Raw genomic sequence first — 21,339 nt, forward strand, 5'->3', positions numbered from 1 at the left:
ATGGGCGTCGTCATCCTTATTGTCATGGCGGCCGGTGTCGCCGCGATGCTCACCCGCAGACTTCCCACCGCCTTCGCGCTCGTCATCCTGGCCGTCGTGATCGCCTTCCTCGCGGGCGCTCCGCTGACCGGCGAGAACAGCGTCCTGGACACGGTCCTCCAGGAGGGCGCGCCGACTCTCGCCGCCACGATGATCGCGATCCTGCTGGGCTCCTGGCTCGGCAAGCTCCTTGACGAGACCGGCATCGCGGGCACGCTCGTCCGCAAGATTGTCGAATTCGGCGGCGACCGTCCCGTCGTGGTCGCGCTCGGTGTTCTCGCCGTCTCCACCCTCGTCGGTACGGTCACGGGCTCGGCGCCCGCCGCGATGCTCGCCGGCATCATCGGCATCCCCGCCATGATCGCCGTCGGGATCCCCAAGGTCACCGCGGCCGGCACCATCCTGATGGGCATCGCCGCCGGTATGCCCTTCGAGCTGCCCATCTGGCAGTTCTTCTCCACGGCGCTGGAGCTGCCCGTCGACACCGTGCGCGGCTTCATGATGAAGCTGTTCCCGTTCGCGCTGGCCGCCGCCGTCCTCTTCGTCCTCGTCGAGACCCGGCGACGCGGTGTCGAACACACGTGGTCCCTCAAGTCCGCGTCCGCGAAGCCCGCTTCGCGCCGCAGGCAACTGGGCGACGCGCCCTGGTACGCGCTGCTGACCCCGCTCGTACCGCTGATCCTCGCCCTCGGCCTCGACGTCGCGATCCTGCCGTCGATGCTGGCCGGTGTCCTGTACGCGCTGGTCACCACCACCCGCCCGGGCGAGATGAACAAACGGCTGCTGCGCACCCTGTACGGCGGCTTCGAGACGGCGGCGGCACCGATCGTGCTGTTCATCGCGATCGGCATCCTGCTCGCCGCGGTGAAGCTGCCCGGCGCGGTGGAGGCGCTGGAGCCGCTGATCAAGGCGGTCAGCCCGCAGAACCCGGTGCTGTTCGTCGTGGTCTTCACCCTGCTCGTGCCGCTCTGTCTCTACCGGGGGCCGCTGAACGTCTACGGCCTCGGCGCGGGCATCGCCGGTGTCCTCATCGCCGCCGGCATCTACCCGGCCGCCGCGGTGCTGGGCCTCGCCACCTCGTACAACCAGGTCTTCGGTGTGTCGGACCCGACCAGCACCCAGACCGTGTGGAGCGCGCAGTACGCGGGAGTCACACCGCAGCAGGTGATGCTGCGGACCCTGCCGTACGTCTGGGCTGTCGCCCTGGGCGGATTCTGCGTCACCGCCGCCACCTATCTGTGATCTCTCACTCCCGGGACGGAGCACGACATGACACGGCACGACACGGCACAGCACGACGGCAACGCGCGGCAGCACCAAGCCGATGAGCCGCGGAACCCCGGCCGGCGGATATTCCTGCGCGCCGCTGCCGCGACCGCCGCGGCGGCATCCGGTGTGATCGCCACCGGTACGGCGGCGGGCAGCGCCGCCGCGGCGGCGCCCGGCGGATTCCCCGACTACCGTTACCTCAAGACACTCCTGACGCCCTCCCAGCTCAAGTACAACCCCACCGGCGAGATCATCTTTCCGTGCGTCCGGGGCGTCTACGACAAGTTGTCGAACCCGCTGGGCCGCTACTACCTCTACTACGGACCGCACGACGCGCCGGGCGGAATCTGCCTGGCCTACGGCGACTCGCTGGAGGGGCCGTTCACCGAGTACACCGCCAACCCGATTGTCTCCAACAACTGGCAGCCGCACTACAAGGTCAGCCATGTCGCCTCTCCGCATGTCCTTTGGAATACGGACGTCAAGGAGCTGTGGCTCTACTTCCACGGCGAGAACGGCACCACCCGCCTCGCCCGTTCCAAGGACGGCATCACCTTCACCTACGACAAGGTGGTGCTCACCACCGCGATGATGCCGGCGGGCAGCAGCGAGACCTCGTACGCGCGCGTCTTCCGGCACGACCTGCCCTCGCGCGGCGCCCGCTACGTGATGCTCTTCATGCTCAACAACCAGTCCAACCACCGTGACATCGCCTGGGGCTGGTCGCAGGACGGCCGTGACTGGACGTTCGACCAGCAGCCGCTCGTGCGCCACTCCGACGTCGGCGCGAACAACATCGGCGGCCCGCACCTGCTGAGCCGGAACGGGAGCACATACGTCGTCTACAACACCAGCAAGGAGAACGGCGGCAATCTGCTGATCACCGAGGTCGGCAACGACTTCAGCCGCCGCGAACACCTCGGTCTCTTCTACGACTCGTCCAACACCGCGCCGGACAACGGCCGCAGCGCGTCACCGACGTTCGGGACCGACCGAGGCGTGCCGTACATGATCTACGAGGCGGGCGAACGGCTCCAGGGCTCGATCGCGGTGGCACGCGGCTGACCCACTGCCACCGTATGCGAGCGATCCGCTCGGCCTGCTGGACGGGCCGCGGCCGATGGAGTTGCCGTCGTACGGTACGACCGCTACCGGCCCGGCCTGGGTGCCGGGCCGGTCGCGGTACGGCTTGAAGAAGGCATCCGGGCCGGGGCCGCGCGGCGGGTACCGAGCGCGCACCCGCACCTGCGCGCCTCGTCCACGGCCGGCTGCGCCTGCACGGTGTCGCCCTGCGGTACGCAGGCGACGGCCGGGCGGTGGTCCGGGCAGCGGGGAACGCTTCTGCCGGGATCAGATGGTGGCCGAGGGCTCGGATGCCGTCGGCGGGGTTGACAGTGAAGGACGCTCCTCGACGGCCAGCAGGGCTGTCGCCACGGCGAGCACCGGCAGTGCCAGCAGTGCGACGCGCACGCTGCTGTGAGAGGCGAGGAAGCCGATGAACGGCGGGCCGGCGAGGAAGGCGAAGTAGCCGGTCGTCGAGACCGTGGCCACGGCGGTACCGGGTGAGCCGGTGTGGAGCCGACTGGCGCCGCTGACGACCAGGGGGAAGGACGCGGCGATACCGAGGCCGACGAGCGCGAAGAACACCACCGCCACCACAGGGTGTCCCGTCACGATGGCGACCATGGCTCCGGCCGCGGTCAGCAGGGCGCCGACGCGGACGACCCGGACGGGGCCGAACCGGCCGGCCGTCCAGTCACCGCTGAGGCGTCCCGCCGTCATGGCCACGGCGAAGGCCGCGTACCCGGCGCCGCCGGACCGGGTCCCGCGTGCAGTGAGTCCGCCAGATACACACTGCCCCAGTCGGTCACCACTCCCTCGATGAGTAGCACGCACAGGCCCAGAGCGCTGAGCAGGAGCAGCCGGGGGGTGAAGCGGGAGACCGGGGCCGAGGCAGGAGCGGTGGCGGAGGTGCCCGGGGCGGAGGTGCCCGGGGCGGAGCGGGAACGCGCCGGCCCGGGGTGCTGGTGCGCCGCGGGCCGCAGGGTGGCCGCCGCCGACCCGGCGGCGAGCACCGCGACGACGGCCGATGCGGTGAACTGGGCGCGCGGCGCCACGCCCCCGGCCGCGGCGAGCGTACCGACCAGCGCACCGGCCAGCGCACCCGCGCTGAAGAGGGCGTGGAAGGAGGACAGCCGGGCTCGTCCGCTGCTCCGTTCGACGTCCACCGCGTGGGCGTTCATGGCGACATCCAGCGCACCGACCGCGGCGCCGAGCACGGCCAGGCTCACCATGAGTTCGGTCAGCGAGCGGGCCAGTCCTGGCAGAGCGATGGCCGCGGCGTACAGCAGAACCGCGGTCCGTGCCACGGCCCGGCTGCCGAAGCGGTTCACCAGCGAGCCGGCCGCCGGCATGGCCGGTACGGAGCCCAGAGCCACCCCGAGCAGGGCCAGTCCGAGCTGCCCGTCGGACAACTGAAGCTGTTCCTTGACCTGGGGGATGCGGGGCGCCCAGCTCGCCAGGACGAGCCCGTTGATGAAGAAGACCACGTAGAGCGCGACGCCGCCGCTGTTCCCGCGCCCGGGGCCGCGCCCGCCCCCGCCCTCGTGCCGTATGCCGTCCCAATTATCTGGATGCGGGTGTAGGCGGGACTCAAACGCCGATGCCTCCTCGCGGCTCGGCGAGACGGACGGACGCGACTCGTGCGCGACTCGTGCGCGGCGAATCGGCCGCTCGCTGAGCAGCGGGGAGACGAAATCTGCGACGCCGTAAAGCGAATGACAGGCAAACGGCCACCGGCGGGACACGGAAACGCCGCACGGTCCGTTCTCCGGCTCTCTAACGTGACCGCCTTATCACGCATACGAACACGCGTACGCGTACGGGGGGATGAACACGTGAATGAGTGGCTTACTGCCGAAAACATCCTGGCCACGCTCTCTGCTCTGCTCGGTCTGGCCGCCACAGCCGTCACGGTCTGGTACCGGCCCCGGGCCCCACACCGCAAACGCATCGGCTATCGCGTCCAGATGGACACCCCTTTCGGCCGCGGCAACGACGCCGGCGAGGGCCAGGGCCTGACCACCGTCCGCGTCGGCGCCTTCAGCAACTTCCTGGAGGGCATGGCCGACGCCACCGTCGTCCTCCTCCGTATCGAGAACGACGGCGCGGAATCCATCGTCGACTCCGACTACACCAGCCGGGACGCTCTGCACGGCCTCACCGTCGTCTTCGCCGACCGCACGGTGCGAGGTGTGGCCGTCACCCAGCCGGAAGACAACGCCGAGTATCTGATGGAGCACTTCGTGCCCTCAGGACCGGCCGGTATCCAGTACTCGGACCGAGAGATCCGGCTTCCCCGTATCCCGCTCAACCGGGATCAGCACTTCAAGCTTCTGATACTGCTCACCGGCGGTCCGGTCAACTCCGGTGTACGCGTGACAGGCGGCCTTCAGGGCGGGGATGTCGTCCCCAACAAAGGTGTGTCCGTCGATGAGAAGCCGCCCCTCTTCAGCAGACACGCCAAATGGATCACAGGAATCCTCGCGGCCTACGTGATGGTGCTGACGTCGGTCCTGGTCTGGCCACGGGACACGGTCCCGCCGAGAGGCTGCGAGAAGGGCAAGCTCACCCTGGTCGGCTCCACAGCCTTCAGCCAGGCGGCGACAGCCCTCGAACTGGCCTACGAGAAGGACTGCCCCGGCTCGGAGATCGAGATACGGATGACGGGCACCCAGGGCGGGCTGGACGCCCTGGCCGCGGCCGGCAGGAAAGAGCCGGACAGTTCCCCGGCCATGATCGCCTTCTCCGACGGGCTCAAGACCAGGGCCGAGAACTACGTGGACCTCAAGGAGAGCTTTGTCGCGCTCTCGGCGTACACCCTTGTGGTGAACTCCTCCGTGAAACTTCCGGAACAAGGCCTCTCGCGCCGGCGGGTGCAGCAGATCTTCGCGGGCGAGCACGCGAACTGGTCAGAACTCGACGGTGGTACCGACGACATCAAGCTGATCAGCAGGGAAGGTGACTCCGGCACCCGTGACATCTTCGAACGGAAGGTCCTCAGGGGGACAAAGGCCGTGGACGACACGTCGCGGGACTGCGAGACACTGAGGTCGGGGTACGAGGACGCCCCGATCGTCCATTGCGAACGCGACAGTACGAACGAGGTACTCGACGCCGTCGCGAGAATCCCCGGCGCACTCGGCTACAGCGAACTCCAGTCCTTCAAGAAGTTCCAGGACAAGAGCGCCATGACCGTTTTGCGCCTGGACGACGTGGCTCCGCCGTCAACAGCGGACATCGGCGCGAGCGTGTACCCGTTCACCGAGGTCGAGTACGCGTACACATACCGGTCTCCGCTCCCCGGGTCACTGACCGACAGCTTCCTGACCTTTATGACCAGAGAAGGCGGCCAATCCATAGTCGAGCACGCGGGGCACGCCCCGTGCGAGCGCATCACGATGTACGAGAGCTGCCGGAAGAAGATGGACGATCAGCTGACGGAACGACACGAGTGAATCGCGTCCCTGTACGCGGAGTTGCCGCCGGCTGAGAAAAACGCTGGCTGAGAAAAACGCTTGGACTGCGCGGGCGCCGCCGCGCGACACTGAGGATCCCGGCCTGGCCTCCCCGTACTCGCACCTATGCGTCGCCGCGAGCTGCGCGGGTGGCTCTGCCGTCGTGCTCCGCCTGTCCCAGGACAACCCGAACGAGGGCACTCACTCGAACTGAATCTCCGCGCGGCCGGTGAGACCAACGGCTTCTCCCCGTAGAAGCATTCGGCGGCTGCCGCACGACCACACAGGGATGGTATGGGATCGCCTGAATCGCACGAGGCGCCGGGCAAAGGCGCGGTGCTCCTCGCACTTCGTTACTACGGACGGGAGCTGGCCCGGCTCCGGTGGGTGACGGTGCCCGCGATGCTGCTGCCGGCGCTGGGCAACATCGGCATCAACTACGTCGCGCCGTTGGTGGTCGCCAAGCTTGTCGGCCGCATAGCCGACGACGACGCCGGCACCACCATCGGCTCGACCCTGCCCTATGTCCTTGCCTTCGCCGGCGCGCTGCTCCTCGCGGAGACGCTGTGGCGTATCGGTCTGCACTTCCTGAACCGCCTCGACGCCCTCGGTATCGAGCACCTGTATGTGATCGGAATGGACGAGCTGTTCGCCAAGGACGCCGCGTTCTTCCACGACAACTTCGCCGGGTCGCTGACCAAGCGGGTCCTGAGCTTCGCCTCCCGCTTCGAGGAATTTGTCGACACCCTGACGTTCTCGGTCGTGGGCAGTTTCGTGCCACTGGTGTTCGGGTCGGTGGTGCTGTGGCGCTACGAACCGCTGCTCGTAGTCGGGCTCTTGGCGATGATCGCGCTGACGGGGCTGTGTGTGGCGCCGCTCATCCGGCGCCGTCAGGCGCTTGTTGACCAGCGTGAGGAGGCGATCGCCCGGGTGTCGGGCCACGTCGCCGACAGTCTGATGAACATGGACACGGTCCGGGCGTTCGCCGCCGAGAAACGCGAGGCGGCCGAGCACCAGTCCCGCGTCGCGGAGTCGCGGCGGCTCACCCTGCGCTCATGGGACTACGGCAATCTGCGCATCGACACGCTGGTCGCGCCGATGTCCGTGCTGACCAACGCGATGGGCCTGCTGCTCGCGGTCGCTCTCGGCGCGGGGGGCCACGACGTGGAGGCGGTCGTTCTCGCCTTCACGTACTACAGCAACGCGACGCGGATCATGTTCGAGTTCAACCAGATCTACCGCCGTCTGGAGAGCTCGATGACGGAGGCCGCGCAGTTCACCGAACTGCTGCTGACGCCGGCGACCGTGCTCGATCCGGAGTCGCCGGAGCAGCTGCTGTCCCGGGGCGCCGATGTCCGCTTCGAGCGGGTGACCTTCGCCCACGCGGGTGCGGAGCCTCTCTTCGAGGGTCTCGATCTGACCGTGCACAGCGGGGCGAAGATCGGCCTCGTCGGCCGGTCCGGCGGCGGCAAGACCACGCTCAGCCGACTGCTGCTGCGGATGACGGACATCGACGGCGGCCGGATTCTGATCGGTGGGCAGGACATCAGCAGGCTGCGCCAGGCCGATGTGCGCAGCCTGATCGCCTACGTACCCCAGGACCCGGCGATGTTCCACCGCACGCTACGGGACAACATCGCGTTCGCCCGGCCGGACGCCACGGACGCCGAGATCCGCCGCGCGGCCGAGGCGGCGCATGTCACGGAGTTCGCCGACGCGCTGCCGGACGGCTTCGACACCATGGTGGGCGAGCGCGGTGTCAAGCTGTCCGGCGGACAGCGCCAGCGGGTCGCTCTCGCCAGGGCGATCCTGCGCGACGCGCCGATCCTGCTGCTCGACGAGGCGACCAGCGCCCTGGATTCCGAGAGCGAGACCCTCGTCCAGGAGGCGCTGTGGCGGCTCATGGACGGGCGGACGGCGCTCGTGGTGGCGCACAGGCTGAGCACGGTCGCCACCATGGACCGGCTCGTGGTCCTGGACCGCGGCCGGATCATCGAGCAGGGCACGCACCACGAGTTGCTCGCGTCGGACGGCGCCTACGCGAAGCTGTGGCAGCGCCAGTCGGGCGGCTTTCTCGACGACACCCCCGCGCCGCAGGCCGACCTGCGCTGAACCCGGGTCCGGTGGGTGCGGCCCTGTGCCTCGCGAGGCGGCATTGCCGGGGAGTGCGGGGATCGCGGGGGAGGTGAGGAACGCGGGGGAGGTGAGGAGGACGAGGAGCATGGTGCCCGCCCGTCACCATGTCCCGTCTTCACGTCCCGGAGGCGGGTGGTCGGCAGAGCTGCCTCCATCGTGGCGGGCGGCCCACTACGGTGACTCCTAATCATCCTTGGTCGGGAGGCGAAGTGATCAGGTTCTGGACCATCCTCGCCGTACTCTTCGCCGCTCTCACCGTCGGCGCCCTCGCAACGGCGAACCGGCGCGGTGGCATCGACGACCTCGCGATCGCCGCGATCCTCGCCTGCCTGGCCTGGGGAAGCTGGAAAGCCCGGCGAAGGTGACGGCCCATCGGCCTACCGGCACAGACCGAGGACGTCCTTGCCCACGTACCGGGCCTGGGGGCCCAGTTGTGAGGGGGCGGGGAGTCTGCTGTCGGCGGGTCGTGGGTACTGCTATGTCGTTTCGCCGGCGTCGGCGACCATACGGACGAGGGTGTCGATGAGCTCTTCGGCGGTGGTGCGCCCGCGAACTGGCTCGCCAGGGATTCCACGTCCTGGCCGGCGTGCGACGCGACCATGACGCCGACGCCATCCGATCGACCGGCATCGAGCCGGTCATCCTCGACATCACCAAGTCCGAGCAGGTGGAGGCTCTCGCCGCGCGGGTCGCCGAAGACCCGCGCGCGCTGCACGCGCTCGTCAACAACGCCGGCGTCCAGGTGAACGCCCCGGTCGAAGCCCTGCCGATGGATCAGTGGCGGCGGGTGTTCGAGGTCAACCTGTTCGGCCATATCGCCGTCACTCAGGCGCTCCTGCCCGCGCTGCTGCGCAGCAAGGGCCGTGTGATCAACATCAGCTCGGTCGGCGGCAAGGTCGCCATGGCCACATACGGCGCGTACGCCGGCGCGAAGTTCGCCCTGGAGGCGGTCAGCGACTCACTTCGCCGGGAGGTCGCGCCGTTGGGCGTACAGGTGGTCGTGGTCGAGCCTGGCGGCGTCCGCACGGAGATGGCCACCCGCGGGATCGCGACGGCGAATGACCTGGCCGCCCGGATGACGCCGGAGCACGACGAACGCTACGGCCGCCTGGTCCAGGCGAACAACACGTTCATGGCCTCCGGCACCGCGTCGGGCCTGATCGCCGACGCCGCCGCCCGGGTCATCGCGAAGACCGTAACGACCCGCAGGCCGCGTACCCGCTACACCATCGGCAGGGATGCCGCCCTGGTCACCCGCCTGGTGCGGATGCTGTCCGACCGCACGCTCGACCGCGTCCTCGCCGCCAACCTGCGCCGCCACTACCCGAAGGAAGCCGCGGCCTGACCCACCGCCACCTTCACCTCGCGCCGGTACCAACATCGCGGCATCCGAACGACCGGACCTCACCGGACAGCCGTCGGCCAGGACCAACCGCGTGCGGATGTACCCGGCCGTCCCTCCCACGTACCCTCGTCCCCGTGTCAGTCTCACGCCTGCGTCGCGTCGCTGTCCTCGTGCTTGAAGGCGCGAAGCCTCTTGATGTGGGTATTCCCGCGCAGGTGTTCACGACCCGGGCGAGCATGCCGTACGAGGTGCGGGTGTGTGGCGCGGCGCCGGGTCTTGTGGCCGGTGGCGACGGCCTGTCGTACTGCGTCGCCCATGGCATCGACACACTCGCGTGGGCGGACATTGTCTTCGTTCCCGGCTATCGGTATCCGGACCGTGATGACCCGCCGCAGGTTGTCGTTGATGCGCTGATCGCTGCCCACGATCGGGGAGCGCGGCTCGCTGCGATCTCGACGGGTGCGTTCGCGCTCGCTGCCACGGGCCTGCTCGACGGCAAGCGTGCGACGACGCACTGGCATTACACACGGGCGCTCGCGGCGAAGCGTCCGCTCGTTCAGGTCGACGCGAATGTTCTGTTCGTCGACGAGGGCAGTGTGCTGACGTCGGCCGGTGCCGCTTCGGGTATCGACCTGTGCCTGCATATTCTGCGCGGCGATCTGGGGGTGTCCGCGTCGAACCATGCGGCGCGGCGTCTGGTGGCGGCGCCTTACCGCAGCGGCGGTCAGGCGCAGTACGTGCCGCGCAGTGTGCCGGAGTCGCTGGGCGAGCGGTTCGCCGCCACCCGGGAGTGGGCGCTGCACCGGCTCGGCGAGCCCCTCACTCTTGAAGTGCTCGCCAGGCATGCGGCGGTGTCGCCGCGCACGTTCTCGCGGCGCTTTGTCGAGGACACGGGGTACACGCCGATGCAGTGGGTCATGCGAGCCCGTATCGACGTGGCCCGTGAGCTGCTTGAGCGTTCGCAGCAGAGTATCGAGCAGATCGCCGCCGACGTCGGTCTCGGCACCGGTGCGAATCTGCGGCTGCACTTCCAGCGCATCCTCGACACCACGCCGAGCGAATACCGGCGCACCTTCGCCCAGGGGCAGTAGCTCGTCACCACCACGTGGCGCGATCCCGTCACCACCACGTGGCGTAATCCCCGTCACCACCACGTGGCGCGATCCTTTTGGACCGTGGCAATCACGCCGCTGTCACGGGCGAATGCCGCGCGAGAACCTGATGGCGAACCCGAAGGGACACCGCTCATGACTCGCATCGCCATCAACGGATTCGGCCGCATCGGACGCAATGTGCTGCGCGCGCTGCTCGAACGCGACAGCGACCTGAAGGTCGTCGCCGTCAACGACCTCACGGAGCCCGACACCCTCGCGCGGCTGCTCGCCTATGACACGACGGCGGGCCGGCTCGGCCGCCCGGTGACTGCCGACGGGGACGCCCTCGTCGTCGACGGCCGCCGCATCACCGTGCTCGCCGAACGCGAACCGGCCCGGCTGCCGTGGGCCGAGCTCGGCGTCGACATCACGCTTGAGGCGACCGGCCGCTTCACATCGGCCACGGCCGCCCGCGCCCACATCGACGCGGGCGCGACAAGGGTACTCATCAGCGCGCCGGCGGACGGCGCCGATGTCACACTCGCGTTCGGGGTCAACACCGACGCGTACGACCCGGCCGCACACACGATCGTCTCGAACGCCTCGTGCACGACCAACGCGCTCGCGCCGCTGGCCGCCGTGCTCGACGGTCTCGCCGGCATCGAGCACGGCTTCATGACAACGGTGCACGCCTACACGCAGGAACAGAACCTCCAGGACGGCCCGCACCGCGACGCCCGCCGCGCCCGCGCCGCCGCCGTCAACATCGTGCCGACCACAACAGGCGCCGCCAAAGCGATCGGCCTCGTACTGCCGAACCTCGACGGCAAGCTGTCCGGCGACTCGATCCGCGTGCCGGTCCCGGTGGGATCGATTGTCGAACTCAACACGACCGTCGCCCGTGACGTGACACGCGAGGACGTACTGGCGGCATACCGCACTGCGGCACAGGGGCCGCTCGCGGGCGTACTCGAGTACTCGGACGACCCGCTCGTATCGTCCGACATCACGGGCAACCCGGCCTCGTCAATCTTCGACTCGGCCCTCACCCGCGTCGACGGCCGCCACATCAAGGTGGTCGCCTGGTACGACAACGAGTGGGGCTTCTCGAACCGCGTGATCGATACGCTCGAACTCCTCGCCACCAGCTGAGAACCTCGACTTGGCGCGCACTCAACAGCAGCTGCACGACGGCCATCCCGCCATCATTCGAAAGCACTGGTCGATCACGAGCCGCAGCAGCCGCCTGCGGGAGCTTCCTTCGTCGCGGCCGGGGCCGGTGCACCGATCTGTACGAGCTCCGGCGCCGACATGGCGCAGCAGCCTCCGCCGTCGGACTGCTGCTCGGCGGCCGGTTCGTTGAACAGGCCGGCGCCGCCGCACACCCCGCTCTCGGGGAGGGTGAGTTCGACGCGGTCGGCGGACTCGACATCGCCGGCGATCGCCGCGGCAATGGAGCGGACCTGTTCGTAGCCGGTCATGGCGAGGAAGGTGGGGGCGCGGCCGTAGGACTTCATCCCGACGAGGTAGACGCCCTGTTCGGGATGGGACAGTTCACGGTGGCCGTGGGGGTAGACCGTGCCGCAGGAGTGGACGTTGGGGTCGATCAGCGGCGCGAGTTCCACGGGTGCCTGGAGGCGCTCGTCCAGGCCGAGGCGTAGTTCGGAAAGGAAAGACAGGTCCGGACGGAAGCCGGTCAGGACGATGATTTCGTCGACCGGGTCGAGACGGCGGCCGTCTTCAGCCACCAGCACCAGGCGACCGTCGCTGTCCCGTTCCACCGCCTCGGTACGGAAGCCGGTGACGGCGTCGGCGTGTCCGTTGTCCACCGCCGCCTTGGCCGCGAGGCCGAGGGCTCCTCGGGCGGGCAACTGGTCGGCCGCGCCGCCGCCGAAGGTGGAACCGCTGATGCCGCGCCGCAGGATCCACACGGCATGCGTACCGGGAACGTTTTCGGCAAGGTCGGCCAGGGAGGCAAGCGCTGTGAAGGCCGACGCTCCGGAGCCGATGACGGCCGTACGCTTGCCCGTGTAACGGGCCCGTACGGCTTGGTCGTTGAGGTCGGGGATACGGTACGAGATCCGCTCCGCGGCCGTACGCTCGCCCAGCGCGAAGAGCCCGTCCGCGCCGATCGGGCTGGGAATGGCCCAGGTGCCGGAGGCGTCGATGACCGTACGGGCCGTGATCCGCTCCTCGGCTCCGTCCGTGTTCATGATGTGGACGGTGAAGGGCTGTCTGTCCCGGTCGGCGTCCACGATCCGGTCGCGTCCGAGGCGGGAGACACCGGTGACGCGGACGCCGTATCGGACCCTGTCACCGAGGACGTCGGCCAGCGGCTGGAGGTAGAGCGTCGCCCAGTCGCCGCCGGTGGGGTAGGTGGCCCCGTCGGGTGCGGTCCAGCCGGTGGGCGTGAGGAGCTTCTCGGCGGCGGGGTCGACCAGCTCGGCCCAGGTGGAGAAGAGCCGTACATGACTCCACTCCCGTACGGCGCTGCCCGCGCCGCCTCCAGCCTCCAGGACCAGGGGCTCGATCCCGCGCTCGACCAAGTGGGCGGCAGCGGCCAGGCCGATCGGGCCTGCTCCGATCACCACGGTGGGCAGGTCGCTGGTGGGCGCCTGGGTCGTCGGCACAGTCACGGCGACTCCCTCTCGATCTTCTTGTTTCGACGTTTGTCGATGGCTTGCACCGTCAGGGTTCCACCTGATTCGATAACTGTCAACATAGGCATTCATCGAAACAGTGGCTCCGTTGCCGCCCCTGGGTCGGGTGTGAAATGTTGAGGTGGAGCCCGATCGAGTGGCTCCCGGACGAGGGGTGCCGTACCCGGAGTACGACAAGACGGCCCGTGAGAGGGCTGTCATGTCGTGGTGGATTCTTGCCATTTCGGGTGTTCTGGAAGCTGTGTGGGCTGCCGCCCTGAGTAAATCCGAAGGCTTCAGTCGCCTTGTCCCGTCGCTGCTCTTTGTCATCGCCCTGGCTGCGAGTATGGCCGGACTGGCTTACGCGATGCGTGAACTGCCGGTCGGTACCGCGTACGCGGTATGGGTAGGCATCGGCGCGGTGCTCACCATCCTGTACGCGATGTTCACCGGACAGGAATCGGTGACCGCACTCAAGGTCTTGTTCCTGACGCTGATCGTCGCAAGCGTGATCGGGCTCAAGCTCGCCCACTGAGGCCCCCGGTCAAGTTCTCGTCTGGCGGTAGTGGTGGGAGGCGGCCTCTGTGAGGTTGGTTCGACGTATGTCAACATAGACATATGTCGAATACGAAGGTGCTGCCGCTGCTGGAGCCGGAGGTGGTGCCGTGCTGCCCGCCGCTGTCCGAGCGGGCGTTGACGGCCGAGGAAGCGGTCCGTACGGCCGCGATGTTCAAGGCCCTCGGCGATCCCGTACGGCTGAGGCTGTTCTCGCTGGTCGCCTCGCACGAGGGCGGCGAGGCCTGTGTCTGTGACATCTCGGACGTCGGTGTCTCCCAGCCCACCGTCTCCCACCATCTGAAGAAGCTCCGCGAGGCCGGTCTGCTCACCTCGGAACGGCGCGGGACCTGGGTGTACTACCGCGTCGCTCCGTCCGTCCTGGCCGCCATGGGCCAGTTGCTGAAACAGCCCGCGGCCTGACTTCGCCGAACGGGCCGGTGTCTGTTCGTCCGGTGCCGCGCGATGCTGGACGTATGGAGATCGAGATTCTGGTCGTGCCGGACTGTCCGAATGAGAAGCCCGCTGCGGAACGGTTGAGGAGCGCTCTCGACGCTGTCGGCATGCACGACACGACGTTCACGATCCGCACCATCAGCGACCCCGAGGAGGCCGAGCGAATCGGCTTCACCGGCTCGCCGACCATCCTGATCGACGGCCGTGACCCCTTCGCCGAGCCAGAACGTACCGCCGGACTGAGCTGCCGAATATATCCGGCCCTGGCCCTGATCCCGGACGGACCCGTCGGTGTCCCAGGGCTCGACCAGCTCCGCGAGGCCCTCACCACCGCCGCGGAGAGGCCCGCTCCTCCCGCACTCTGAACCGCCTTGACCTTCAAGTCGGGTAGAAGGGACGGGGTCTACGGCGCTTACGGCGTATCGGCCAAGGCGTTCTCGTCCGTCGCGTGGCCGAGAGTGCGGTCGAGGACGGTCAGGAGGAGGTAGAGCACGCCTGCGCCGAGCATGATCCAGGCGAGGTGGTGCATACCGCCGGTGTCCGCGCGCTGCCCGAAGGAGGCGGCTGTTGTGGAGGAGGCGACCATCGAGCCGATGTAGGCGAAGGTGCGCAGCAGCCCGGCCGAGGAGGCGGTGCGCTCGGGATCGGCCTGGAAGTAGACGGAGTTCTGCAGGGCCAGGCTGTTCAGTCCCTGCGGGACGCCGAAGATCAGGGCGACGAGAATCAGCATCCACACGGGGCTGTCCCCGGTGAGCGTCAGCATCACCACACAGGCGACCACCTGTCCGAGCGCGCCGACGAGCAGCTTGCCGCGCACGCCCTTGCGCCGCCCGGAGACGATCGAGACACCGATGGCCACCAGGAACATGGGGATCTGCACCAGCCCGGCGTGGAAGGGCGCGAGTCCGAAGCCCTCCTCCGTCCACTGGGTGAACCCGTAGAGGAAGGAGTAGGCGACGACGTAGGCGACCAGCGCGCGCCCGTAGGTGACCAGCAGTGGCGTGTTGCCGCCCAGCACCCGCAGGTCGATGAACGGGGTGGGAGCCCATAGCTCCCGCGCCGCGAACGCGGCGCTCGCGGCGGCGGCGATCACCAGCAGATACCAGTCGCGCAGGTGCAGGTTCATCAGGAACAGCAGCAGTGAGACGAGCATTACGGCGAACAGCGCCATGCCGGGCAGGTCGAGCTGGGCGGCGCGGCGCCCATGCTGCGGAGACTCCCCTGTACGGGCCTCCTTGGTCCCTGTGTCGCCCTCCTTGGCTCCCGTACCGTCCTTCTTGGCCCCCGTACCAGCCTCCTTGGGCAGTCGGAGCAACCCCAGCAGCACGGCCGCGACGGCCAGCGGCACATTCAGCGCGAAAGTGGCGCGCCAGCCGCCCAGCCCGATCAGCAGGCCGCCCAGCAGAGGGCCGATCACGGCGATGGTCTGGTTGGCAACGGCCAGGGCAGTCAGCACCCCACCGGGACTGTCCTGCCCGGTGCGCCTGGCCTCGCTGCGCAGCAGCGCCATGGCGGCGGGATACCCGGCGCAGGTGCCGAACCCGAGCAGGACCCGCGAGGCGATCAGCACCCCCACGTTCGGCGCCAGCGTGCCGACGACACCGGCGACCTCGACAAGGCTCGTGCTGACGAGGAAGAGCCTGCGCGGCCCGAAGATGTCGATGAGCCGACCCACGACAGGCTGCCCGAGAGCAGTGGCCAGGTAGAGGGCCGAGACCAGCCACGCGGTCTGCGAGGGCGGCACGCCCAACGCGTCGCCGATGGGTACGAGCGTGACGGCGATGATCGTTGAATTGATCGGGTTCAGGACCGAGCCCAGCATCATCGGCGGCAGCAGCCGCCGGTCGAAGCCCGCTGTCGCCGTCCCGCCTCGCCCCTCTGTTCTCTGATCAGTCATGGGTGAGGCGTTCCAGTACTGCCATGGCGGCGATCACGGCCCGCCGTTCCTCTTCCGTGCACTTCTCCTGCAACTCACCGGCAAGCCATTCCTGCCGGGCCTGCCGCCCCTCCGCCACCCGCCGGTGCCCCTCCGCGGTCAGCGCGATCAGCAGACGGCGTCCGTCATAGGGGTCGGGCCGCCGTTCCACCAGCCCCAAGGCGGTCAGCGACGTGACCGTCGCCGTCATCGACTGGTGGCGCACTCCCTCGGCCGAGGCGAGCTCACTGGCCGTGACGCCTTGCTTGTCGGACAGGCGAGTCAGGACGGACGCCTGCCCAAGAGTGATGTCCTCGGCTTCGGCGGCATTCAGGATACGGCGCCGCAGGCGGCTGATGACCGTACGGACCTCTCGCGAAGCCTGAACCGCTGAGGGCGACAGACGCGGGCTCTCATTCATGCGTTCCACGCTAGAACCCGCAGCTTAAGTTGTACAGTTTTATCTGCACAGCTTAGGCTGCTTGACGAGCCCCACGCTGCGGTGCCGTTCCAGGTGCCGGAGGCCGAGGCCCAGCAAGTCAAGGACTGCTGGGACATCGGGGAGCCGTCTCAGCGGACGGGCTGCTTCTCTTGGGGGCAGCCCGTCCGCTGAGGGGAAATGTCGTCGGCTCACGTACCGATGTTCACGTACCGATCACCGGCCGAGTGGTGCGCGGGCATAAGCGCGTCACCCGGTGGTGTCCCACTTCCACTTGCCGCAGATGTCAGGTCGGGAGGGAATATTGACGCAGGCCCGGTACTTGATGGTCTGGCCCTTGGTGAAGTTGCGGTTGAAGTCCTTGTAGGTACGGCAGCCGCCGCTGTGACGCAGGGTTTGCGTCTTTGCCCCGGCCCTCTGGTACTGCGCGTATATGGAACGGCCGTCGCACTTGGTGTCCGAGACGCGGAAGTCGTCCGTACTGGTCCAGTAGGTCACCCGGCCCGCTTCGGACTGGTTGGTGAACACCTGGGCCTTCCCCGTCGCGGACGCCGGTGATATCGCGATCAGCGATATGGCGCCCGCCGCGCAGGCCGTCATGGCCGCGCGGCGCAGATTGTTCATGTACATGTTTGGTCCTTCGTCGTTGTGGAAGCCGTATGCGGCTTCCCGATGAGCCCGCCTGCTTGTGGCAAGGAGCACCTTCGAGAATTGAGTCTTGGCTGCGGTGAGTTGTTGCGCAGCCCCCGTTTGCGCAGCAAAACAATTCCTTGCGCCGCTATCGAGGCGATCGGCTGAAATCCGGTCTCGTTCCCTGGCGACGGGTCTTTGTTGCGTACCGCGAATCCGGGCTGCGCAACAACGCGGCACCCCTGAGACTCAACGGTGCAGGGCCTGCCGGCCTGCCTGCCGTCGTTACGTGGACGGTATTTGGATCGCGCTTCGGCAGGGCTCTGCTCAACCGGAGAACAAGGATGGGCCTCACCGGCTCAAGAAGGTAAGGAACGATCTATGCGAATGAGGCGCTCACTCGTTGCCGTGCTTGCGGCGGGGGCCGCGGTCGCCGTGTCCGTACCGGCTACGGCAGCCGCACCTGCCGCTCGTCCGTCGGCTCCGCTCATGACGGGGCCGACGGAATTCCCTCGGCGGAACTCATCCTGTCGCCGAGGGCGGCACTGATCGAGCTCGGCTTCCGGTGCAGGTCTTGCGGTAGGGAATTCCCGGGAGAAACTCCCGCCATTCCCTGGGTGTGAGGTCGCGGGCGACGGAAGCGCAGAGTTGCGCTTCGGTGTGCCGCGGTTCGGTGTTCCACAGCATGGCGGTGTGGTCGTCGCTGCCGGTGGCCAGGGTGCGGCCGTCGGGGCTGAACTCCACGGAACGGACTTGCCGGGTGTGGCCGGCGAGTGTTGCCAGTTGGCTGCGTCGGGCGAGATCCCAGAGCACTACCGTTGTATCTGCGCTGGCGGTCGCCAGGGTGCGGCCGTCAGGGCTGAACGCCACGGCGAGCGCGGGCCCGGTGTGGCCTCCAAGGGTCGCCAGGCGCGTGCCGTGGGCGACGTCCCACAGTGTGACCGTCTGGTCGATGCTGGCGGTGGCCAGGGTGCGGCCGTCGGGGCTGAACGCGACTGCTCTGACGGCTCTGGTGTGGCCGGTGAGGGTGGCTCGGCGGCTGCGCTTGGACACATCCCACAGGATGGCGCTCCCGTCGCGGCGGGCGGTGGCCAGGGTTTGGCCGTCGGGACTGAACGCGACGGCGTTGGATGCCGCTTGGGTGTCGATGGTGGCCTGTTGGGTGTGCTTGACGGCATTCCACAGCTTGATCGTTCTGTCCGAGCCGGCGGTGGCCAGGGTCCGCCCGTCGGGGCTGAAGGCGACGGCCATCACACGGTCGGTGTGCCCGGTGAGTTTGACGGGAGAGGAGCCGGTCGCCGGATTCCAGAGTGTGAGCGTGTAGTCGTGGGCACGCGGAGGGTGCTGGGCGGTGCCGGTCGCGGCGGCCAGGGTATGACCGTCGGGACTGAACGCGACGGCATTGACGGGCCCGGTGCCGCCGTCGAGCGTGGTCTTACGAGTGCGGCCTTCGACGTCCCAGAGTACGGCGGTTCCGTCGTCGCCGGCGGTGGCCAGGGTCCGCCCGTCCGGGCTGAACGCGACCTTGTTCACACGGTCGGCGTGTCCGGCGAGCGGGATTCGTGTGGGATCCCACAGGACGACCGTTCCGTCCTCCCCGGCCGAGGCGAGAAGGTGGCTGCGCGGATCGAACGCGAGCGTATAGAGGTTGCTGGTGTGTCCGGTGAGGGTTGCTCTGCGGATATGGCGGTCGGCGTCCCACAGCATGACGGTGTTGTCGTGCCCAGTGGTTGCCACGGTCCGCCCGTCGGGGCTGTAGGCGATGGCCCGCACTTGTCCGCTGTGCCCGGTGAGGGTGGCCTTGCGGGTGTGGCGCCTGACATCCCAGAGTATCGCCGTCTGGTCCTGGCTGGCGCTGGCCAGCGTACGGCCGTCGGGACTGAAGGCGATGGCGTCGACGGATTGGGCGTGGCCGGTGAGCGTGGCCAGCCGAGCACCGGTCGTCGCATCCCACAGCCCGATGGTCCCGTCGCTGCCGGCGCTGGCCAGTGTGCGGCCGTCCGGGCTGAACGCCACCGCGTTCACAAAGCCGGTATGGCCGGAGAGGGTCAACCGCATGGATCGGCGTTCGGTGTCCCACAGCATCACAGTGCCGTCGCTGCTGGCGCTCGCCAGAGTGCGGCCGTCGGGTGAGAACGCGATGTCCTCGACCTGTTGGGTGTGCCCGGTCAGGGTCGCCACTTTCCTGCGTGCCGGGACGTCCCAGAGCACCACGTTCTTGTCGTCTCCTCCGGTGGCCAGCAGGCGGCCGTCGGGACTGAACTTCACCGCTCGGAGCCAGGTGGCATGGCCGCTGAGTGTGGCCAGTTGACGACGGCGTTGTGCGTCCCAGAGCCTCAAGGTCTGGTCCCGGCTGACGGTGGCAAGAACACCATCAGGGCTGAAGGCGACCTCGGAGACGGCGTCGGTGTGGCCGACGAGTTCGGCTCGGTAGTACTCGTGGGCGGACATCGTCAGCAGCGCGCCGCGTGCCTCGGGTGTCGGCGCGACGCGGTATGCCTCCACACTGAGCAACATCGCTGTGCCCGGTCGCGACTCGGCCAGTCCCAGCGCCTGCGCCGCCAATTGGCGGGAGACCGCGACCCGGTGGGCCTGCACGGCGTCCTGACGCTGCTGAACGGCGATCACGCTGATACCCGTGACCACCAGCAGCATCATCGCGAGGCCGGCGGCAAGGTAGCGCAGTTGGCGGTTGCGCCGTGCGGTCACGGCGCGCTCCTGCTCACGCAGGCCGACGCTGGCGTCGAGAAAGGCACGCTCCGGCGCATTGAGGCTGTCCCGGTTCCCCTCCCGGGCGGCCCAGTCGCAGGCGACAGCCAGCCGTACGCCTCGGTACAGCGCACCCGCATCCCGGTCGAGCTCCTCCCACGCACCGGCGGCTTCGGTGAGCCGCCGTTGCAGACGCAGACCTTCGCGATCCTCCTCGATCCACGCGACCAGTCGGGGCCAAGCGGTGATCAGGGCCTCGTGGGCGAGGTCCACGGTGTCGTTGTCGAGGATGATGAGCCGGGAACGGGCGAGGCGCTCCAGGACCAGAGCGGTGTCATCGGGCCGGCCGGTGTCGAGTTCGCTGCGGGCAGCGGGACGGCGGGTGTCCTGCGCCCTCTCACCCGGGATGATCAGCCGCAGCAGAATGCGCCGGGCGACGTTGGCCTGATGAGGCGTCAGGCGTGTGTAGAGGTCTTCAGCGGTCTTCGCGATGGCGCCACGTAGGCCACCTGCGGCTTCATAGCCGGCCTCGGTCAACGCACGGCCGCGGCGGCGGCGCCAGGTCTCCAGGAGTACGTGCGACATGAGCGGCAGCCCACCCGGCTCGGCCTCGACCTCGTCGATGATCCTCGCGGTCAGGGTGCGCTCGACAATCAGGCCCGAGGCCGCCGCCGGTTTTACGATCGCCTCGCGCAGCTCGGCCGGACTCATAGGACCGACCAGCAGACTCGCGTCGCGTAAGGCCAAGGCGAGTTCCCCGTACTCGGCGCAACGCCCGTAGAAGTCTCCGCGTACGGCGATGATGACGCGTAATCGGCTGTCCGGCCGACGGGCGGTGAGCAGCAGGTCGATGAACTCTCCACGCTCAGTGGCGTCATGGCAGAGAGTGAACACCTCTTCGAACTGGTCGACGACGATGACCGTGTCGCCGGCCGTGTCCTTCGGCACGAGCAGGTCCGCGTGAGTGCGCACCGGGTGCTCGCCGGGCGTGAAGATCACGACGGCCGCGGGGCGCTCACGTGGTTCTTCGGTGTGCTGAAGCAGCGGGATCAACCCGGCGCGCAGCAGAGAGGACTTACCGCTGCCCGAGGGGCCGGCCACGGCGATGAACCGCCGCTCGCGCACCAGCTCCGCCAAGTCGCCGAGAAGCTGGTCCCGGCCGAAGAAACGTTCCCGGTCGCCCGACTCGAACCGGGCCAACCCCTGATACGGCGGCGCGGCGTCGTCATCGGCCGCCCCCAGAGCCGCGTCCTCAGCCGCCAGGTGCCAGCGCCGCTCCCACTCCTCGCGGTCCCCGCCGCAGGCCTCGACGTACGCCAAGGCGACTTGCAGGGTCGGCAGTTGCTCGCCCGATGCGGCCCGCGACAGCGTAGGGACCGTGTAAGGCGTACGCCGCGACATCACCCGATAGGTGACACCACCCGCCTCCTGCCGAAGCTTCCGCAACTCGAACGCGAAACGCTGCACCGGACCGGCACTCGGATCGAGCGGGCGCTCCTGACGGCCCATACAGGTTCCACCTCCAGCGCATACGGGCACCAGGATAGGGCGGCACTGCCCCTATGCCACGTATCCTGGTCACGCCCCCTCTGGAGC

Annotated in this window: 17 protein-coding genes, 1 pseudogene and 1 riboswitch; of the genes and pseudogenes, 11 read left to right on the plus strand and 7 right to left on the minus strand. The window is 68.6% G+C overall.

Annotation, left to right across the window (positions count from 1 at the left end):
- Window positions 1–1,281, plus strand: a complete 1,281-nt coding sequence (locus tag ACFV6H_RS27215; protein WP_385546957.1) for a transporter — start codon at window positions 1–3, stop codon at window positions 1,279–1,281.
- Between the two features lie 27 nt (window positions 1,282–1,308).
- Complete coding sequence (locus tag ACFV6H_RS27220; protein WP_385546960.1) at window positions 1,309–2,373, plus strand: hypothetical protein; 1,065 nt, start codon at window positions 1,309–1,311, stop codon at window positions 2,371–2,373.
- Window positions 2,374–2,658: 285 nt separating this feature from the next.
- On the opposite strand, the gene ACFV6H_RS27225 is transcribed toward ACFV6H_RS27220, so the two are convergent.
- Together ACFV6H_RS27225 and ACFV6H_RS27230 are read right to left on the minus strand one after the other, a co-directional pair.
- A complete protein-coding gene (locus ACFV6H_RS27225) occupies window positions 2,659–3,090 on the minus strand; it encodes an MFS transporter (protein WP_385546963.1) in 432 nt (143 codons plus the stop codon).
- Window positions 3,087–3,857, minus strand: coding sequence for an MFS transporter (locus tag ACFV6H_RS27230; RefSeq protein WP_385546966.1), 771 nt, complete (start codon window positions 3,855–3,857; stop codon window positions 3,087–3,089). Before ACFV6H_RS27230 ends, ACFV6H_RS27225 begins: the two co-directional genes overlap by 4 nt.
- Window positions 3,858–4,205: 348 nt before the next feature.
- Here ACFV6H_RS27230 and ACFV6H_RS27235 point away from each other — a divergent pair, with 348 nt between their 5' ends.
- The 6 genes and pseudogenes from ACFV6H_RS27235 (at window position 4,206) to gap (ending at window position 11,552) form a co-directional block, all read left to right on the plus strand.
- Window positions 4,206–5,825 (plus strand): PstS family phosphate ABC transporter substrate-binding protein, encoded by a 1,620-nt coding sequence (locus ACFV6H_RS27235; RefSeq protein ID WP_385546969.1) that lies wholly within the window; start codon window positions 4,206–4,208, stop codon window positions 5,823–5,825.
- 294 nt (window positions 5,826–6,119) lie between these two features.
- The gene (locus tag ACFV6H_RS27240; RefSeq protein WP_385546972.1) at window positions 6,120–7,937 is read left to right on the plus strand and encodes an ABC transporter ATP-binding protein; all 1,818 of its coding nucleotides are present in this window, start codon (window positions 6,120–6,122) and stop codon (window positions 7,935–7,937) included.
- Window positions 7,938–8,170: 233 nt separating this feature from the next.
- Window positions 8,171–8,326: a hypothetical protein gene (locus tag ACFV6H_RS27245; RefSeq protein WP_161230512.1), complete on the plus strand. Its 156-nt coding sequence runs from the start codon at window positions 8,171–8,173 to the stop codon at window positions 8,324–8,326.
- A gap of 185 nt (window positions 8,327–8,511) precedes the next feature.
- Window positions 8,512–9,306, plus strand: a pseudogene (locus tag ACFV6H_RS27250) (SDR family NAD(P)-dependent oxidoreductase); the annotation flags it as partial.
- A 134-nt stretch (window positions 9,307–9,440) separates the two neighbouring features.
- Window positions 9,441–10,397 carry a GlxA family transcriptional regulator gene (locus ACFV6H_RS27255; RefSeq protein ID WP_385546976.1) on the plus strand — a complete coding sequence of 319 codons (957 nt, stop codon included), beginning with the start codon at window positions 9,441–9,443 and terminating at the stop codon, window positions 10,395–10,397.
- Window positions 10,398–10,553: 156 nt separating this feature from the next.
- Complete coding sequence (gene gap / locus ACFV6H_RS27260; RefSeq protein WP_385546979.1) at window positions 10,554–11,552, plus strand: type I glyceraldehyde-3-phosphate dehydrogenase; 999 nt, start codon at window positions 10,554–10,556, stop codon at window positions 11,550–11,552.
- A 74-nt stretch (window positions 11,553–11,626) separates the two neighbouring features.
- On the opposite strand, the gene ACFV6H_RS27265 is transcribed toward gap, so the two are convergent.
- Window positions 11,627–13,036 (minus strand): NAD(P)-binding domain-containing protein, encoded by a 1,410-nt coding sequence (locus ACFV6H_RS27265; protein ID WP_385546982.1) that lies wholly within the window; start codon window positions 13,034–13,036, stop codon window positions 11,627–11,629.
- 145 nt (window positions 13,037–13,181) lie between these two features.
- A riboswitch (guanidine-III (ykkC-III) riboswitch) is annotated at window positions 13,182–13,248 on the plus strand.
- 11 nt (window positions 13,249–13,259) lie between these two features.
- Here ACFV6H_RS27265 and ACFV6H_RS27270 point away from each other — a divergent pair.
- The 3 genes from ACFV6H_RS27270 (at window position 13,260) to ACFV6H_RS27280 (ending at window position 14,415) form a co-directional block, all read left to right on the plus strand.
- Window positions 13,260–13,574: a DMT family transporter gene (locus ACFV6H_RS27270; protein WP_385546985.1), complete on the plus strand. Its 315-nt coding sequence runs from the start codon at window positions 13,260–13,262 to the stop codon at window positions 13,572–13,574.
- Between the two features lie 83 nt (window positions 13,575–13,657).
- Window positions 13,658–14,017 (plus strand): ArsR/SmtB family transcription factor, encoded by a 360-nt coding sequence (locus tag ACFV6H_RS27275; protein WP_384975433.1) that lies wholly within the window; start codon window positions 13,658–13,660, stop codon window positions 14,015–14,017.
- A gap of 53 nt (window positions 14,018–14,070) precedes the next feature.
- On the plus strand, window positions 14,071–14,415 hold the full coding sequence (locus tag ACFV6H_RS27280; RefSeq protein WP_385546989.1) for a hypothetical protein: 345 nt from the start codon (window positions 14,071–14,073) through the stop codon (window positions 14,413–14,415).
- 47 nt (window positions 14,416–14,462) lie between these two features.
- Here ACFV6H_RS27280 and ACFV6H_RS27285 read toward each other — a convergent pair whose 3' ends face one another.
- The 4 genes from ACFV6H_RS27285 to ACFV6H_RS27300 form a co-directional block, all read right to left on the minus strand.
- Window positions 14,463–15,947, minus strand: a complete 1,485-nt coding sequence (locus tag ACFV6H_RS27285; RefSeq protein WP_385546992.1) for an MFS transporter — start codon at window positions 15,945–15,947, stop codon at window positions 14,463–14,465.
- Complete coding sequence (locus ACFV6H_RS27290) at window positions 15,940–16,386, minus strand: MarR family winged helix-turn-helix transcriptional regulator (protein ID WP_385546995.1); 447 nt, start codon at window positions 16,384–16,386, stop codon at window positions 15,940–15,942. Before ACFV6H_RS27290 ends, ACFV6H_RS27285 begins: the two co-directional genes overlap by 8 nt.
- A gap of 267 nt (window positions 16,387–16,653) precedes the next feature.
- Window positions 16,654–17,034: a hypothetical protein gene (locus tag ACFV6H_RS27295; RefSeq protein ID WP_384792386.1), complete on the minus strand. Its 381-nt coding sequence runs from the start codon at window positions 17,032–17,034 to the stop codon at window positions 16,654–16,656.
- Between the two features lie 522 nt (window positions 17,035–17,556).
- Entirely contained in the window at window positions 17,557–21,252 is a 3,696-nt protein-coding gene (locus ACFV6H_RS27300) for a hypothetical protein (protein ID WP_385546998.1), read from the minus strand.
- Between the last annotated feature and the right edge of the window lie 87 nt (window positions 21,253–21,339).

Origin of the sequence: Streptomyces sp. NPDC059743 (assembly GCF_042732975.1) — a bacterium.
Taxonomy (GTDB): domain Bacteria; phylum Actinomycetota; class Actinomycetes; order Streptomycetales; family Streptomycetaceae; genus Streptomyces.